Annotated in this window: 17 protein-coding genes and 1 tRNA gene; 13 read left to right on the forward strand and 5 right to left on the reverse strand. The window is 58.5% G+C overall.

Features of this window, described 5'->3' with window-relative positions; all coding sequences use genetic code 11:
• Position 1 precedes the first annotated feature (1 nt).
• Entirely contained in the window at positions 2-973 is a 972-nt protein-coding gene (locus AC1MDC_RS18265) for an XdhC family protein (RefSeq protein WP_085703499.1), read from the forward strand.
• A gap of 51 nt (positions 974-1,024) precedes the next feature.
• Here AC1MDC_RS18265 and AC1MDC_RS18270 read toward each other — a convergent pair whose 3' ends face one another.
• Positions 1,025-2,308 (reverse strand): NAD(P)/FAD-dependent oxidoreductase, encoded by a 1,284-nt coding sequence (locus AC1MDC_RS18270; protein ID WP_227235085.1) that lies wholly within the window; start codon positions 2,306-2,308, stop codon positions 1,025-1,027.
• A gap of 184 nt (positions 2,309-2,492) precedes the next feature.
• Between AC1MDC_RS18270 and AC1MDC_RS18275 the strand changes: the two genes are divergently transcribed.
• A tRNA-Val gene (locus AC1MDC_RS18275) sits at positions 2,493-2,569 on the forward strand.
• A gap of 865 nt (positions 2,570-3,434) precedes the next feature.
• Complete coding sequence (locus AC1MDC_RS18280; protein WP_085701238.1) at positions 3,435-3,890, forward strand: DUF2214 family protein; 456 nt, start codon at positions 3,435-3,437, stop codon at positions 3,888-3,890.
• 204 nt (positions 3,891-4,094) lie between these two features.
• Here the strand turns inward: AC1MDC_RS18280 and csrA are convergent, their stop codons facing one another.
• Positions 4,095-4,289: a carbon storage regulator CsrA gene (gene csrA / locus AC1MDC_RS18285; protein WP_003179932.1), complete on the reverse strand. Its 195-nt coding sequence runs from the start codon at positions 4,287-4,289 to the stop codon at positions 4,095-4,097.
• Between the two features lie 250 nt (positions 4,290-4,539).
• Between csrA and AC1MDC_RS18290 the strand changes: the two genes are divergently transcribed.
• Together AC1MDC_RS18290 and AC1MDC_RS18295 are read left to right on the forward strand one after the other, a co-directional pair.
• The gene (locus AC1MDC_RS18290; RefSeq protein ID WP_085705379.1) at positions 4,540-4,905 is read left to right on the forward strand and encodes a penicillin-binding protein activator LpoB; all 366 of its coding nucleotides are present in this window, start codon (positions 4,540-4,542) and stop codon (positions 4,903-4,905) included.
• A gap of 87 nt (positions 4,906-4,992) precedes the next feature.
• A complete protein-coding gene (locus AC1MDC_RS18295) occupies positions 4,993-5,895 on the forward strand; it encodes a siderophore-interacting protein (RefSeq protein WP_480393452.1) in 903 nt (300 codons plus the stop codon).
• A gap of 53 nt (positions 5,896-5,948) precedes the next feature.
• On the opposite strand, the gene AC1MDC_RS18300 is transcribed toward AC1MDC_RS18295, so the two are convergent.
• The 3 genes from AC1MDC_RS18300 to AC1MDC_RS18310 all read right to left on the reverse strand — a co-directional run bounded on the left by AC1MDC_RS18300 (position 5,949) and on the right by AC1MDC_RS18310 (position 8,187).
• On the reverse strand, positions 5,949-6,638 hold the full coding sequence (locus AC1MDC_RS18300; protein WP_085701235.1) for an endonuclease: 690 nt from the start codon (positions 6,636-6,638) through the stop codon (positions 5,949-5,951).
• A gap of 4 nt (positions 6,639-6,642) precedes the next feature.
• Positions 6,643-6,912 (reverse strand): DUF1654 domain-containing protein, encoded by a 270-nt coding sequence (locus tag AC1MDC_RS18305; protein ID WP_371917949.1) that lies wholly within the window; start codon positions 6,910-6,912, stop codon positions 6,643-6,645.
• A 186-nt stretch (positions 6,913-7,098) separates the two neighbouring features.
• Positions 7,099-8,187, reverse strand: coding sequence for an asparaginase (locus AC1MDC_RS18310; protein ID WP_480393453.1), 1,089 nt, complete (start codon positions 8,185-8,187; stop codon positions 7,099-7,101).
• Positions 8,188-8,536: 349 nt separating this feature from the next.
• Here AC1MDC_RS18310 and AC1MDC_RS18315 point away from each other — a divergent pair, with 349 nt between their 5' ends.
• The 8 genes from AC1MDC_RS18315 to AC1MDC_RS18350 all read left to right on the forward strand — a co-directional run bounded on the left by AC1MDC_RS18315 (position 8,537) and on the right by AC1MDC_RS18350 (position 16,165).
• The gene (locus AC1MDC_RS18315; protein WP_227235090.1) at positions 8,537-8,989 is read left to right on the forward strand and encodes a hypothetical protein; all 453 of its coding nucleotides are present in this window, start codon (positions 8,537-8,539) and stop codon (positions 8,987-8,989) included.
• Positions 8,990-9,188: 199 nt separating this feature from the next.
• Positions 9,189-10,145, forward strand: coding sequence for a sugar ABC transporter substrate-binding protein (locus AC1MDC_RS18320; protein ID WP_007956008.1), 957 nt, complete (start codon positions 9,189-9,191; stop codon positions 10,143-10,145).
• 55 nt (positions 10,146-10,200) lie between these two features.
• A complete protein-coding gene (locus tag AC1MDC_RS18325; protein WP_085701232.1) occupies positions 10,201-11,754 on the forward strand; it encodes a sugar ABC transporter ATP-binding protein in 1,554 nt (517 codons plus the stop codon).
• Positions 11,751-12,728, forward strand: a complete 978-nt coding sequence (locus AC1MDC_RS18330) for an ABC transporter permease (protein ID WP_007956013.1) — start codon at positions 11,751-11,753, stop codon at positions 12,726-12,728. The genes AC1MDC_RS18325 and AC1MDC_RS18330 overlap by 4 nt, the downstream gene beginning before the upstream one ends.
• Positions 12,729-12,731: 3 nt before the next feature.
• On the forward strand, positions 12,732-13,751 hold the full coding sequence (locus tag AC1MDC_RS18335) for a LacI family DNA-binding transcriptional regulator (protein WP_085701230.1): 1,020 nt from the start codon (positions 12,732-12,734) through the stop codon (positions 13,749-13,751).
• Between the two features lie 23 nt (positions 13,752-13,774).
• On the forward strand, positions 13,775-14,692 hold the full coding sequence (gene rbsK, locus AC1MDC_RS18340; RefSeq protein WP_085701229.1) for a ribokinase: 918 nt from the start codon (positions 13,775-13,777) through the stop codon (positions 14,690-14,692).
• Positions 14,689-15,093 (forward strand): D-ribose pyranase, encoded by a 405-nt coding sequence (rbsD, locus tag AC1MDC_RS18345; RefSeq protein ID WP_085701228.1) that lies wholly within the window; start codon positions 14,689-14,691, stop codon positions 15,091-15,093. The genes rbsK and rbsD overlap by 4 nt, the downstream gene beginning before the upstream one ends.
• Positions 15,094-15,136: 43 nt before the next feature.
• Positions 15,137-16,165 (forward strand): nucleoside hydrolase, encoded by a 1,029-nt coding sequence (locus AC1MDC_RS18350; RefSeq protein WP_480393454.1) that lies wholly within the window; start codon positions 15,137-15,139, stop codon positions 16,163-16,165.
• Positions 16,166-16,190 lie beyond the last annotated feature (25 nt).

Here is a 16,190-nt window from a genome sequence, read left to right on the forward strand (position 1 = left end):
CATGCAGCATCTCGATCTGCAGGTTGTGCGTCGGGCGCTGGAGTGGTCGACGGCGGGGCGGCGCATCTGGTTCTGCACCGTCCTGACGACCTACGGTTCGGCGCCGCGCGCGCCGGGTTCGCTGCTGGCGGTGAACGACGGCGGGCAGTGGATCGGGTCGCTGTCCGGTGGTTGCGTCGAGGAAGACTTTCTCGAGCGCGTCGCCGAAGGTGCGTTTCTCGATGCGATCAACGTCGTGCGTTATGGCGAAGGTGACGATCCGCGCTCGCGGGTCAGCCTGCCGTGCGGTGGCATTCTCGACGTGCTGGTAGAGAAATTTGACGCCGACTGCGATGTGCAAGCGCACCTGCGTGAACTCGAATCGGCATTGCTGGGGCAGCGTCGATTGATTCGCGAGGTCGATCTGGCCACGGGCGCGCGTAGCCTGTTTGCCGATCGCGAGCAAGGTGCACGGATCGAGCGTGAAATCGACCGGGTGCGGATTCGCATCGGTGCCGCTCAGCGTTTGCTCCTGGCGGGGTATTCCAGCGTGGCGCAGGCCTGTGCGGAATTCGCGGTCGGTCTCGGCTTCGAAGTGATTCTCTGCGACCCGCGTGATGAAGTACTGGAAGGCGTATCGCTCAGCGGTGTGGAGATTCGCCGGCAACTGCCGTCGGTGTTCATCGCCGATGGCGGGTGCCACCGTGATACGGCGGTGGTGGCGTTGACCCACGATCCGCGCATCGACGATCTGGCGATGATGGAGGCCGTACGCACCGAGGCTTTCTACATCGGCGTGATGGGTTCGTTGCAGACGTCACAGAAGCGCTTCGAGCGCTTGCGCCGGATCGGTAGTCTGGGGGAGGGCGAGCTGGCGCGGATTCATGCGCCGATCGGCCTTAATCTGGGCAGCAAGACCCCGTCTGAAATCGCTTTGGCGGTGCTGGCGGATATCCTGCGGATTCGCAACGGGATCGCGCGGGATCAGTTGTGATTGATGCCGGATGTTAAAAGGGCCGCTGTTCAGCGGCCCTTTTTTTGCTCATCAGAAACCGAGCTTGTCGCGCAGTCCGTAGTACCACGCGCCCAGTGCGGCAAATGGTGTGCGCAGCAGTTGCCCGCCGGGGAACGGGTAGTGCGGCAGATCGGCAAATGCATCGAAGCGCTCGGCTTGTCCGCGCAGTGCCTCGGCCAATACCTTGCCGGCCAGATGCGTGTACGTCACGCCGTGGCCGCTGCAACCCTGGGAGTAATAGATATTGTCGCCCAGGCGTCCGACCTGCGGCAGGCGCGACAGGGTCAGCAGGAAATTGCCGGTCCAGGCGTAGTCGATCTTCACGTCCTTGAGCTGCGGGAAGGCCTTGAGCATTTTTGGGCGGATGATCGCCTCGATGTTCGCCGGATCCCGCGCGCCATACACCACGCCACCGCCGAAGATCAGGCGTTTGTCGCCGGTCAGGCGGTAGTAGTCGAGCAGGTAATTGCAGTCTTCGACGCAGTAGTCCTGTGGCAGGAGCGATTTCGCCAGCTCATCGCCCAATGGCTCGGTGGTGATCACCTGAGTACCGCACGGCATCGATTTGGCCGCCAGCTCCGGCACCAGATTGCCGAGGTAGGCGTTGCCGGCGACGATGATGAATTTGGCCCTGACTTTGCCCTGCGGCGTGTGCACGATCGGATTGGCGCCGCGTTCGATGCGCACGGCCGGCGACTGTTCATAGATGGTACCGCCCAGGGATTCCACGGCAGCGGCTTCGCCCAAAGCAAGGTTAAGCGGGTGGATGTGGCCGCCGCTCATGTCGAGCATGCCGCCAACGTATTGATCGCAAGCCACCACTTCGCGGATGCGGCGTTGATCGAGCAGTTCCAGTTGGGTGTGGCCGAAGCGTTCCCACAAGCGCTTCTGCGATTCCAGGTGGCCCATTTGCCTGGCGGTGAGGGCGGCGAATACGCCACCGTCCTTCAAGTCGCACTGAATGTTGTACTTGCTGATGCGCTCACGAATGATCCGGCCGCCCTCGAACGCCATCTGCCCGAGCAGTTGTGCCTGTTTTGGGCCGACGCTACGTTCGATCACGTCGATGTCACGGCTGTAGCTGTTGACGATTTGCCCGCCATTGCGCCCCGAAGCACCGAAGCCAACCTTGGCGGCCTCCAGCACGGTCACGCGAAAACCGTTCTCAAGCAGGAACAGAGCCGAGGACAGTCCCGTATAACCAGCACCGATCACACAGACATCCGTCTCCACGTCATCCTGCAGGGCAGGGCGTGGTGGTACGGCGTTGGCCGACGCAGCGTAATAAGACTCTGGGTAAGGGGTGTTCGCCATCCTGCAGCCTCTGTTTAATATATTTTACGAGTGAGGCGATCCTACCCCAGTTGAAAAACCTCCGCCAGCCACCGGGAAATCTTCTTGTGGCGGGTCGAAATTAAATATTTTGCATATTCATAGGGTTAGGTGAAAAAAAGGTGTTGACACCCCTCCGGAATTCCGTAGAATGCCGCCTCACAGCAGGCACGTAGCTCAGTTGGTTAGAGCACCACCTTGACATGGTGGGGGTCGTTGGTTCGAGTCCAATCGCGCCTACCAAACAAAATCCGCTCTGCTGGGCGGTCTGAAAGGGCTCACCGAAAGGTGGGCCCTTTTTTGTTGTCTGCGATTTCACAGCATTTGCAAATTTCGGTTCGGTCGATCACAGCTGCACTCCGGCACATTTGCAGGAATGTATTCATGATTCGCCAACTCAGGCGCGCGGGTTCAGGCGATATTGAAAGTTTGTTGAAGAATGATTCAGTCGCTGGAAAAGATAGCTTCTGTCGCAAGAGCCGTCAGAGTAGGGAGAGCGCTGGTTTGCATGCGAGATGAGCGCTCCCTCCGGCTACGGATGCCTGGGTCTAAATTTTCACAGTGAGTTGTTCATACGTCTTGTGGTCGTCTCCAGTGCGAACAGGCGTTGCGGCGTGGGACGACTGATACGTCCAACTCGCTGATGCGAGAGCTGCTGATCAATCTCGGGTATCCGCACAGCGGAACGGTGAAGAACCTTGATCCGGGCGATCCTGACTCATTCTTGTAAAATCCTGTGTCAGGCGCTTATTGGCTGCGATGGATTTTGATCCATTCGTCGCCGATTTCGCGATCTCCCTTTTAAATAGTTTGGATATTTAATGGGTTACGTATTTTATTAACCATCCGGTTATCAAAAATACGTTGTTACAAGACGAATAAGTCAGTAATATCCGCCCCGCGTTCACCACCACGGTTTATGCATTTTTAAATCCCAAGCTTCCATCAGCTGCTTGGGATTTTTTTTGCCTGCTATTTGCCTTTCTCATACCTCTGCCCGTTTCTCGTCTCGCTCGCTCCTGTTTCCGGGAAGGGTGACAGGCAAGTCCACACTTTTTCGACTACTACTGTCAGGCGGATTTCAACTCTGCCGGACGGGAGCACATCGATGCTGGTTCACTGGTTTCTTGCGGCGATACATTTACTGGCATTTGCCATGGGTTTCTGGGCGGTGTTGACCCGTGGGACGTCTTTCAGCCGCCTGGCGTCCGGCTCGGGTGAGGTGGGGCGCGTATTGCTTGCCGACAGTCTATGGGGGCTTTCGGCGCTGGTGTTGCTTATCACCGGTGGCATGCGGGCTTTTGGAGGTTATGAGAAGGGAACCGATTACTACCTGCACCAGCCGCTGTTCCATCTAAAGATGACGTTGTTTGTGCTGATTCTGCTTCTGGAGCTTTTGCCGATGATCACCCTGATCAAATGGCGCGTGGCCAAGGCGCGCGGCACTGCCCCTGATACTGGGCGAGCAAAGGTGTTCGCGCGGATCAGTCATGCCGAAGCGCTGCTGTTGATATTGATGGTCGTGGCGGCTACCGGGATGGCGCGTGGCGTCACATTTGGTTAAGCAGGCGAGATTCCCGACTGCTATTCGGAAATGTCCGACAGCCAGCCCATTGAATGAAGGTTAGTATCGGTTGCGAAAAGGCTTGAGGCAGGAAGGGGCGTGGCGCGCGCCGTCACCAGGGAGGTGGGGGAATGGCAATACGGCGCTTGAATCTTTAGCCAGTCATTGCGCGCAGGCAAAACTGGCTACTGACTACGATAGGGCTCAGGGCGTTTGTGGCTTGTCCGGTGCGGTCAGGCCCGCCTGGATGCGCTGGTAGATTTCTTCCCGGTGCACTGCAACGTTCTTTGGAGCATTGATGCCGATTCGAACTTGCTGGCCGCTGACGCCAAGAATGGTGATCGTGATGTCATCACCAATGTTTATGCTTTCACCGACTTTGCGGGTGAGTATCAGCATGGTCTTCTCCTTGATTGCTTTGTAGGGCACCTGATTCAGACAGTGCAGAGGTCGGTGGTACGTATAGATTAGTGCGAAGTCTTACTGTTTGGGTGCCTCTTTCTGACGCGCAGCAGCGGCATTAATTCCCAGCGCGTAACTATACAGGGGCCGCCAGCATCAATCTCGTAGTTTTGTGCCCATTTTGCGGGGCTCAGAAACTATTCTCGAATGTTAAGATCGCCGCTTTGAAAATTCAGAGGGAAGCGTTGTGCGCAAATTGGTCTGGGTAGTCGCGGCACTGGCACTGGCAGGATGTGGCGAAGGCAAGAGTGTGGATGCGCAAAAGCCGAAACCGGCGGTGGTAACGGCGCCTGCTGCGGTGGGCCCGCAGTGGGATCTAGAAGTGCGCGGTGAAACACCTCAAGCCGTCAGCGACCTCAGCGGCTGGCTGATCGAGCATGGCTTTGTGGCCAGTGTCATCAAGGACGCCAGCGGCAAGACCCGGATTCTCCTTGGCCCTTTCAATTCGAAGGCTGACGCCGAGGCGCGTCAGGCGGATGTGGATGCCGCGCTGATCAAGGCGAAGAAGCAGAACATCGAGACGCTGGTACTTGCGCGCACGGCCGCGCAATAAGCGATCCATTCGGCGGAGCTGACTAAAGGGTGTCTCACGTGATTCGTTTTTAAAGCCATCACTGAAGATACTCAAAAGGAGCTCCGCATGGCCTCCACCAATCCTTACAAGTTGTTCGACGTTGTTTTGCGTCACAAGCAGCAGTTGAGCCCGCATCTCATGCGAGTCACGCTCGCAAGCCCCGCTGTCACCGAGATGGCAACCTGGGCACCGGATCAGCGAGTGAAACTGTTTTTTCCGGCAGCAGACGGTTCGCCCGCCAGGCTTTCTGAGGGGGAGGGGTGGTATGCCCGGTTTCGCTCGATGCTGGTTGATCGTCGCCCGGTGATGCGCACCTACACCATCCGTCATTTGCGCGCTGAGTCAGGTGAGGTCGATATCGATTTCGTCCTGCACGGCGAGACCGGCCCGGCCTCCCGATGGGCGTTGCGAGCACAGCCCGGCGAGTCGATGCAGATCCTGGCCCCCGACAGCCAATTTTCGGCACAAGAGGCGGGGGGATTTGAATGGAAGCCTCCGCAAACGCTCAAGCAACTTCTCCTGGTCGCCGACGCGACAGCATTGCCGGCCGCCATGGGAATTCTGGAAGAGCTGGCGACGCTGGCTGAACCGCCGCAGACTCAGGCGTTTTTTGAAGTCGAAAGTCGTGAAGACATGTTGGCCGTTCCTGACTGGCCCGGGCTTTCGGTGCAATGGCTGATTCGCGATCACGCGGCTGCGGGTACGTTGATGGTGGAGGCTGTGCGGCAGGCGACGTTGCCTGTTGACGCATCGCCGGTTGGGCAAGCGGTCGAACTGGCGGATGTCTACATCGAAGAAGAGATTCTGTGGGAGATCGCCGATACGGCCAGCGAGGGATTCTATGGTTGGGTCGCAGGAGAATCCGCGGCGGTCATGAGCCTGCGCAAATACCTGATAAAGGAGCGCGGCATCCCTCGCGAATCACTCAATCTGATGGGTTACTGGCGTTACAACAAGTCCGGCGGTTGAGCAAAAAAAGGCCTTGAGTTTATCGCTCAAGGCCTTTTCTTTTGATCAAGCAATCATCCGCAGGCTTTTAGGTTCACCGGGCCGACGAAATCGTTGCCGCGTCCCATCACACACGCCACGCTCTGGTTTCGCTGGCGTTCCCAGTCTTGCACCGGGTAAGTCTTGTCCCAGGCTTCGTACAATTGCCGATCCTGCTTCGACAAGCGCAAGCCATATTGTTTGCTCATGTAAAAGTAGGTGCGGGCGATCATGCCGCGAATCGAAGGGCGGGGCATGACCTTCTTTGCCTTGAAGTCGACCTGTGTCAGGCATGAGCCGTACTGACCTTTTTCGACCGGCAGCCAACCGTAGCTGAAATTACTGCGGTCACCATTCACCTCGCCGATGCTCGGCACCAGATTGTGCAGGTCGGCTTCGGCTTTCTGATAACTCGGGTCGTAGCGGGTGCAATTCTTGCGTCCGCCTTCCTGCCAGCATTGGCGCTGATGGCCGAACTGCCAGGCCGGAACAATGTGCTCCCATTCGATGCGGGCCGCTCGCTTGGCGTTCTTGCGCGGGACATAGCCGCAGGCGGCCAGATCGACCTTGTTGCCGGTGTATTTGCACCCGCAATAGAACTCGGTGGATTGTGGGGCGTACAGCTTCCAGGCGACCTTCTTGGCCTCGGTGAAAGTACGCGGCGCGCCAGCTTGCGCACCCACGGAAATGAACAGCAACAGCACAGCAGCAAAACGCAGAATCATTGAATCAATCTTCCTTCGGCACAACCCAGAAAATCTGCACGCCGCCATCGTCGCGGTAGGCGAGGGTGACGTTGTCGTTTTCGTCGATCTCTTCCAGCAAGCGCTCCCACTCATCCACCGGTTCGTCCGGAAGGCGGAAGATCAGTGCGGCTTTGGCTTTTTGTGCGGTGGGGGAGTTGATGATTTTCTGAACGCGCATGCCCATGCGTTCGTAAGCGTCAGGAGCATCAGGGGAAGTGACCACGAGGTTATCCTTATTAAGCTGTACGTGCATACAGTATTTAACTGTAGGCAATTTCGCAACTGCTTAAATTTCAAGAAAATCCTCTGACAATGGTTTTCCGGTTTTGATGTCACGCAGATGAAATTTTTCTTTGAGCGAGGCGGGAGCTTCACCCTCCGTCAGGTTGACGAAGGGTGAAACCAGTGGCCGATCAGGAAAGGATCGGACGAAGGCAAATCAATATTCCCAGAACATCCGTTGCAGCTCTTTGCTGTCGTTGGTCTTGGTCAGCGCGACCATGGCCAGGATGCGGGCTTTCTGTGGGTTCAGGTCGTGAGCCACCACCCAGTCGTATTTGTCATCAGGCTGTTCGGCGTTACGCAGGACGAAACCGCCGGCATTGACGTGTGACGAGCGAATGATCTGCACGCCGTCCTTGCGCAGCGCTTGCAGGGTCGGAACCACGCGGGAGGAAACGGAACCGTTGCCGGTGCCGGCATGGATGATCGCCTTGGCGCCGGACTGGGCGAGAGCCTTGTATGCGGTGTCGCTGACATTGCCATAGGAATAGGCGATTTCTACATCAGGAAGGCTCTTGATGTTCTTGATATCGAACTCCGAATCCATGGTGTGGCGCTTGGCTGGCAGACGGAACCAGTAGGATTTGCCTTCAACCACCATGCCGAGCGGGCCCCAGGCGCTTTTGAAGGCTTCGGTCTTGATGTTGATCATCTTGCTGACATCGCGACCCGACTGGATTTCATCGTTCAGGGTCACCAGTACGCCTTTGCCGCGAGCCTCTTTGCTGCTGGCGACGGCCACGGCGTTGTACAGGTTCAGCATGCCGTCCGCCGACATGGCAGTGCCCGGGCGCATGGAGCCGACGACGATGATCGGCTTGTCGGTTTTTTCCACCAGGTTCAGGAAGTACGCGGTCTCTTCCAGTGTATCGGTGCCGTGGGTGATGACGATGCCGTCGACGTTTTTGCTGTCGGCCAGCTCGGAAACGCGACGACCCAGTTGCAGGAGGTTTTCGTTGGTGATGCTTTCCGAGGCGATTTGCATGACCTGTTCGCCACGCACATTGGCCAGCGTACTCAGTTCGGGGATGCCGGCGATCAATTGTTCGATGCCCACTTTCGCAGCCTGATAGGTCGCGCTATTGGCTGCACTGGCGCCAGCGCCGGCGATGGTGCCACCGGTGGCCAGTACCACCACGTTGGCCAGTTTGGCCTGGGTTTCAGCTTCTTTTGCCTGGAGGGCGGTGGGCAGGAGCAGGAGAAGGGCCAAAGCGCCCGGAACGAAACTCTTCAAAGCAGATGTCATTATTTTTCTCTCTAGTAGTGAGACGGTGCTGATGCAGGTTCATCTAGATGCGCCCCGGGCCAATCTGAATGCCAGGGGTGCAGGTAGGGAGCAGGATCTGTACCAGTCGTAATCTGCTTCAGAGAAATGTTTAACCTTATGATTTAAATCAAGATTTATTCGAAGGCTGGCTGTGAGCTTCCGTCACTCATCCGGGTTTCCGAACGCGGGATGTTTTCTTGTTCGGCTCACCGAAAAGGACTACGAATCTCGTCCACAGCCTGAGCTGGCAGCTTTTCAGATCTCAGCTAAAGAAAACGGTGCGTTAGCCGATGCGTCTTGATAGGGATCCAATTTTTCAGGAGTTCAAATGTCATTGACTATCGGTTTGCCAAATCCCGGCGCGGTCACTATCGGCGGAAAAACGGCTGCTACGATCAATGCAATGAGTGAAGCTGAAGCCGACGCGTCTGCTCAGGCACTGGGTATCGAGAAGGTTGAAACCAATCAGGTCAGAACCGGTGGTCCTGCCCAGGAAGCAAGCGCGCGCGAGGCTGAAGGCGGTGACAATCTGAGCGTCACTATCAAGACGCTGTTGAAACGCATGCAGGAATTGCAAAAGCAGCTTCAGGAGCAGCAACAGCAACTGGCTGCCGCGCAGGCTGCGAGTTATCCAACGCCCGAAGCCAAGTCGCAAGCGGTGATGTCAATCCAGGGGCAGATCGCCCAAACCAGCGGTGCGCTGCTGGAGGTCTCCGCTGCACTGGTCAAGGAAATGTCGAAGGGCTCCTCCGCCGGTAACGTGGTCAACACCACGGCTTGAGCACTCCAGGGGCGGATCGATGGATTCGCCCTGCAACGCAATACCGATTTCTGATTGTTGACAAATGTCGGCGTGATTCGCATAGTTCGGTCTACGCAAACGTTTGCGCGGCCTTCGCGATGATTGATCATCGTGGGGTGCAACGAGCTTACGCCAGCGCAAGCGTTGCTCACAATAATCATAAGATCGGAGTGAACCCATGAAGCTGCCATTCGCTGGACGTCTTCTTGCTGTCGCCATGCTGGCTGCCGCATCCGCCGCACTGCCTGTCTCTTCGGCTTTCGCCGAATCCCCTGAAAAACCCAAAGTCGCCCTGGTCATGAAATCCCTGGCCAACGAGTTCTTCCTGACCATGGAAGACGGTGCCAAAGCCTACCAGAAAGAACATTCCGCCGATTTCGACTTGATCTCCAACGGCATCAAGGACGAAACCGATACGGCGGGGCAGACGCGCATCGTCGAGCAGATGATTCTGGCGAAGGTCAACGCTCTGGTCATCGCACCGTCTGATTCGAAGGCGATGGTGCCGGTGATCAAAAAGGCGGTCGATGCCGGTATCACCGTGATCAACATCGACAACCAGCTCGATCCGGCCGTGATCAAAAGCAAAAACATCAGCGTTCCGTTCGTAGGTCCGGACAACCGCAAGGGCGCGCGTCTGGTGGGCGAATACCTGGCCAAGCAACTGAAGGCCGGTGACGAAGTCGGCATCATTGAAGGTGTCTCCACGACGACCAACGCCCAGCAGCGTACTGCTGGCTTCAAGGATGCGATGGAAGCTGCGCAGATCAAGGTTGTTTCCCTGCAGTCCGGCGATTGGGAAATCGACAAAGGCAACAAGGTGGCCGCTTCGATTCTCAGCGAATACCCGGACGTCAAGGCGCTGCTGGCCGGTAACGACAGCATGGCCGTGGGTGCTGTTTCCGCCGTGCGCGCTGCCGGTAAGGCCGGTCAGGTGCAGGTTGTCGGTTATGACAACATCAATGCCATCAAGCCAATGCTGAAGGACGGCCGCGTTCTGGCGACTGCCGACCAGTACGCCGCGAAACAAGCGGTGTTTGGCATCGAGACCGCGCTGAAAATCATCAAGGGCGAGAAAGTCGACAGTGGTGCAAATGGCGTGATCGAAACGCCGGTCGAGCTGGTCACCAAATAAGTCCTTTGGCGACACAACGGCGCTCGTCCGTCCGGGCGAGCGCATGGAGATTTTTATGTCAGTTTCCGCTCCGAACGCTGTCCTCTCGGTCAGCGGTATCGGCAAGACCTACGCGCAACCGGTTCTGACCGGCATCGACCTGACGTTGATGCGCGGTGAAGTACTGGCGCTGACCGGTGAGAACGGTGCCGGCAAAAGCACCTTGTCGAAGATCATCGGCGGGCTGGTCACACCCACCACCGGCCAGATGCAGTTCCAGGGCAAGGAATATCGTCCCGGCAGTCGCACGCAAGCTGAAGAGCAGGGTGTGCGCATGGTCATGCAAGAGCTCAATCTGCTGCCGACGCTTTCGGTGGCGGAGAACCTGTTCCTCGACAATCTGCCGAGCAACGGTGGCTGGATCAGCCGCAAGCAACTGCGCAAGGCCGCCATCGAAGCCATGGCTCAAGTCGGCCTCGATGCCATCGATCCGGACACACTGGTCGGCGAGCTGGGCATCGGTCACCAGCAAATGGTCGAGATCGCCCGTAACCTGATCGGCGATTGTCATGTGCTGATTCTCGACGAGCCGACCGCGATGCTGACCGCCCGCGAAGTCGAGATGTTGTTCGAGCAAATCACCCGGTTGCAGGCGCGCGGCGTCTCGATCATCTACATCTCTCACCGTCTCGAAGAACTGGCCCGGGTCGCACAGCGCATTGCCGTGCTGCGCGACGGCAACCTGGTTTGCGTCGAGCCGATGGCCAATTACAACAGCGAGCAACTGGTCACCCTGATGGTTGGCCGCGAGCTGGGCGAGCATATCGATCTGGGGACTCGCCATATCGGCGCGCCGGCCTTGACGGTCAAAGGCCTGACCCGCTCCGACAAGGTTCGCGACGTGTCCTTTGAAGTGCGCGCCGGTGAGATTTTTGGCATTTCGGGGCTGATCGGGGCAGGGCGCACCGAGCTTTTGCGGCTGATCTTCGGCGCCGACGTCGCGGACAGCGGCACGGTGGCGCTCGGTTCGCCGGCCAAAACGGTGAGCATTCGTTCGCCCGTCGATGCTGTGCGCAACGGCATCGCCTTGATCACCGAAGATCGCAAGGGCGAAGGCCTGCTCCTGAGTCAGTCGATCAGCGCCAACATTGCCTTGGGTAACATGCCGGAAATTTCCAGCGGCGGGTTCGTCAACAACGGCGATGAAACGAAGCTCGCGCAGCGGCAGATCGACGCCATGCGCATCCGCAGTTCCAGCCCGACCCAGTTGGTGTCCGAGTTGTCCGGTGGCAACCAGCAAAAAGTCGTGATCGGGCGCTGGCTGGAGCGCGACTGTTCGGTGCTGCTGTTCGACGAGCCCACTCGCGGTATCGATGTCGGCGCCAAATTCGACATTTATAACCTGCTTGGTGAACTGACCCGTCAGGGCAAGGCGCTGGTTGTGGTGTCCAGCGACCTGCGCGAGCTGATGCTGATCTGTGATCGCATTGGCGTGCTGTCGGCAGGGCGCCTGATCGACACTTTCGAGCGCGACAGCTGGACCCAGGACGACTTGCTTGCTGCCGCGTTCGCCGGCTACCAGAAACGTGATGCGTTGCTCAACGAAGCAGCGCCTAGGGATCTCCCATGAAAACTGCATCTTCCGCCGGCAAATCCAGTGGCAATTTCTACGGCCTCGGCACTTATCTGGGCCTGGCCGGCGCCTTGCTGGCAATGATTGCGCTGTTCTCGGTCATGAGCAGCCATTTCCTGTCGTACAACACCTTCAGCACTCTGGCCAACCAGATTCCCGATCTGATGGTTCTGGCGGTGGGCATGACGTTCGTCCTGATCATCGGCGGGATCGACCTGTCGGTAGGCTCGGTACTGGCACTCGCGGCATCCACTGTCAGCGTGGCGATTCTTGGCTGGGGCTGGAGCGTACTGCCGGCTGCCTTACTGGGTATGGCCGTCGCGGCGTTGGCCGGCACAGTTACCGGCTCGATTACCGTGGCGTGGCGAATTCCGTCATTCATCGTGTCTTTGGGTGTCCTGGAAATGGCCCGTGGCCTGGCCTATCAGATGACCGGTTCGCGCACCGCCTATATCGGTGATTCCTTCGCCTGGCTTTCGAACCCGATTGCCTTCGGCATTTCGCCATCGTTCATCATTGCCTTGCTGGTCATCTTTATTGCCCAGGCCGTTCTGACTCGTACCGTGTTCGGTCGCTACCTGATCGGCATTGGCACCAACGAAGAAGCGGTGCGGCTGGCAGGAATCAATCCAAAACCCTACAAGATCCTGGTGTTCAGCCTGATGGGGCTGCTCGCCGGCATTGCGGCACTGTTCCAGATTTCCCGGCTGGAAGCGGCCGACCCGAACGCCGGTTCCGGCCTTGAGCTACAAGTGATCGCCGCTGTGGTGATCGGCGGTACCAGCCTGATGGGCGGGCGTGGTTCGGTGATCAGTACCTTTTTCGGCGTGTTGATCATCTCCGTGCTGGCGGCCGGTCTGGCGCAGATTGGCGCGACCGAGCCGACCAAGCGCATCATCACCGGTGCGGTGATCGTGATCGCCGTGGTGCTCGACACCTACCGCAGTCAACGCGCAAGCCGACGGGGCTGATAAATGGCAACGATCAAGGATGTGGCGGCACTTGCAGGAATTTCCTACACGACCGTGTCCCACGTAGTAAACAAGACCCGACCGGTGAGCGAAGAAGTGCGGCTCAAGGTCGAGGCGGCGATCAAGAGTCTCGACTATGTGCCGAGCGCCGTGGCCCGTTCGCTGAAAGCGAAAACCACTGCAACCATCGGTTTGTTGGTGCCCAACAGTCTCAACCCGTACTTCGCCGAACTGGCGCGCGGGATCGAGGATTACTGCGAGCGTAACGGTTACTGCGTGATCCTCTGCAACTCCGACGACAACCCGGACAAACAGCGCAGCTATCTGCGGGTCCTGCTGGAAAAACGCATCGACGGCCTGATCGTCGCCTCTGCCGGTGGTGACAGCGGCCTGGCGCAAGGGCTGGCGGGCGTGAAGACGCCGATGGTGATCGTCGACCGTGGACTCGAAGGCGTAGACGCCGACCTGGTGCGCATCGACCACGAATATGGCGCGTACCTCGCGACACGGCATCTGCTTGAACTCGGGCATCGCGACATCGCCACGATCGGTGGTCCTGCCAGTACCAGTGTTGCGCAAATGCGTCAGGCCGGTTTTTCTCGAGCGCTGAAAGAGGCCGGGATTGAAGTGTCCCCGTCGCGCGTGCTGGAAAGCGACTACACCAGCACCGGCGGTTACAACGCGGCTTCGGTCCTGCTTGAACGCAACCCGCCGAGCGCGATTTTCGCTGGTAACGACATGATCGGCATCGGTGTGTTGCGGGCTGCGGCGGAACGCAACGTGCGCGTGCCCGCCGAGCTTTCAGTGATCGGCTTCGACGATATCCAGATGAGTCGCTACGTGTATCCCGCGTTGACGACCGTGGGCCAGTCGATCCTTCAGTTGGGAGAAATGGCGGCGGAAGTGTTGTTGCGAAGAATTGCCGCTCCGGGTCTGGCGACGGATCAGCGGATCGTGACCCCGAGTATTGTCCTGCGTGAATCGACTGCACCGCTGTCCGGCGTGTTCACCGAATATCGCTGAAACGAATTGAAGAGTAGTGATGTATGTCCGCAAATGTAGTGGTAATAGGCAGCCTGAACATGGACCTGGTCACCCGGGCGCCGCGTTTGCCCCGGGGCGGTGAGACGCTGATCGGCCATTCCTTCGCGACCGTGTCCGGTGGCAAGGGCGCCAATCAGGCGGTGGCCGCTGCTCGATTGGGTGCGCAAGTGTCGATGGTTGGTTGTGTCGGCAATGATGACTATGGCCTGCAATTGCGCGACGCGTTGCTGGCCGAGCAGATTGATTGTCAGGCAGTCAGCGTGGTGGAGGGTTCCAGTGGTGTGGCGCTGATCGTGGTCGATGACAATAGCCAGAACGCGATTGTCATCGTGGCCGGCGCCAATGGTTCGATGACCCCGGCGGTCATCGACCGGTTCGACGCAGTGCTGCAGGCGGCCGACGTGATCATCTGCCAGCTGGAAATTCCCGATGCGACTGTGGGCCATGCGCTGAAACGCGGACGTGAACTGGGCAAGACGGTCATCCTCAACCCGGCGCCGGCCAGTCGTCCGTTGCCGACGGACTGGTTTGCCGCCATCGATTACGTGATTCCCAACGAGAGCGAGGCCGCCGCCCTCAGCGGTTTGCCGGTGGATTCGCTGGAGACCGCCGAGAAAGCCGCTGCACACCTGATTTCACTGGGCGCTGGCAAGGTCATCATCACACTGGGCGCTCAAGGTTCACTGTTCGCCGATGGCAAGGGTTACCAGCATTTTCCGGCACCCAAAGTGGAGGCAGTCGATACCACCGCCGCCGGGGATACCTTTGTCGGCGGATTTGCGGCTGCACTGGCGGCCGGCAAAACCGAGGACGAGGCCATTCGTTTCGGGCAAGTCGCGGCGGCCCTGTCGGTTACCCGGGCAGGTGCCCAGCCGTCCATTCCCACTACCTCCGACGTACAGGCATTCAAATCCGCATGAAAAAGACTCCTTTGCTCAATGTCGCCCTGTCGAGGCTGGTTGCCTCCCTCGGTCACGGCGACATGGTCGTGATCGGTGATGCCGGCCTGCCGGTGCCGCCGGGTGTTGAACTGATCGATCTGGCGTTGACGCACGGCGTCCCGGATTTCGTCAGCACCCTGAAAGTCGTGCTCAGCGAGATGCAGGTGGAAAGCCATGCGCTGGCCAAGGAGATTTTCGACAAGCAACCGACCGCGCTGTCCACGCTGGAAGAGCTGAATGACGAAGGCTCGCTCGGGCGGCGCGATCTGCTCAGTCACGAGCAATTCAAGGTACTCAGCCGACAGGCACGAGCGATTGTTCGTACGGGAGAATGTCAGCCGTACTGCAACATCGTGCTGGTGTCCGGGGTTACATTCTGACGGGGTTCGCCCCTTTTGATTTCATCTGCACAAGGAATGCGCCATGCAACGCTATGCTCAAAAAATTCATCAATTGATTCGGAGTCTGCTGCTTTTGTCTGTGATAACAGCGACCGGCGCCCACGCGGCGGAAAAGATCGACCTGATCATCGATACCGATCCGGGCGCCGACGACGTGGTCGCCCTGTTGTTTGCCCTGGCCTCCCCGGAGGAGCTGAACATTCGCGCGTTGACCACCGTGGCTGGCAACGTCCGTCTGGACAAGACTTCGCGCAATGCCCGGTTGGCCCGTGAGTGGGCAGGGCGGGAAGAGATTCCGGTATACGCCGGTGCGCCTAAACCGATGATGCGTACGCCGATCTACGCCGAAAACATCCATGGCAAGGAAGGCCTTTCGGGTGTCGCGGTACATGAGCCGAAGAAAGGCCTGGCTGAAGGTAATGCGGTCAATTACCTGATCGACACTCTGAAAAAAGCCAAGCCGCACAGCATCACCATCGCGATGCTCGGTCCGCAGACCAACCTGGCCCTGGCACTGATTCAGGAGCCGGAGATTGTTCAGGGGATCAAGGAAGTGGTGATCATGGGCGGCGCTCACTTCAATGGCGGCAACATCACGCCAGTGGCCGAGTTCAACCTGTACGCCGACCCGCAAGCGGCTGAGGTGGTGCTCAAGAGCGGTGTGAAACTGACTTACCTGCCGCTGGACGTGACCCACAAGATCCTGACCAGCGATGCACGCCTCAAGCAGATTGCGGCACTGAACAACAATGCGAGCAAGATTGTCGGCGACATCCTCAACGAGTACATCAAAGGGGATATGGAGCACTACGGCATTCCGGGTGGTCCGGTGCATGACGCTACCGTCGTGGCTTATCTGCTCAAGCCTGAGCTGTTCACTGGTCGTTCGGTGAATGTGGTGGTCGACAGCCGTGAAGGCCCGACGTTCGGCCAGACCGTTGTCGACTGGTATGACGGTCTGAAGGCGCCCAAGAACGCCTTCTGGGTGGAGAACGGCGACGCCCAGGGCTTCTTCGATCTGCTGACCGAGCGTCTGAAGCGTCTGAAATAAGCCATGCGCCTGCAAGTGCCAGCTT

The organism is Pseudomonas sp. 1 (genome assembly GCF_056626735.1).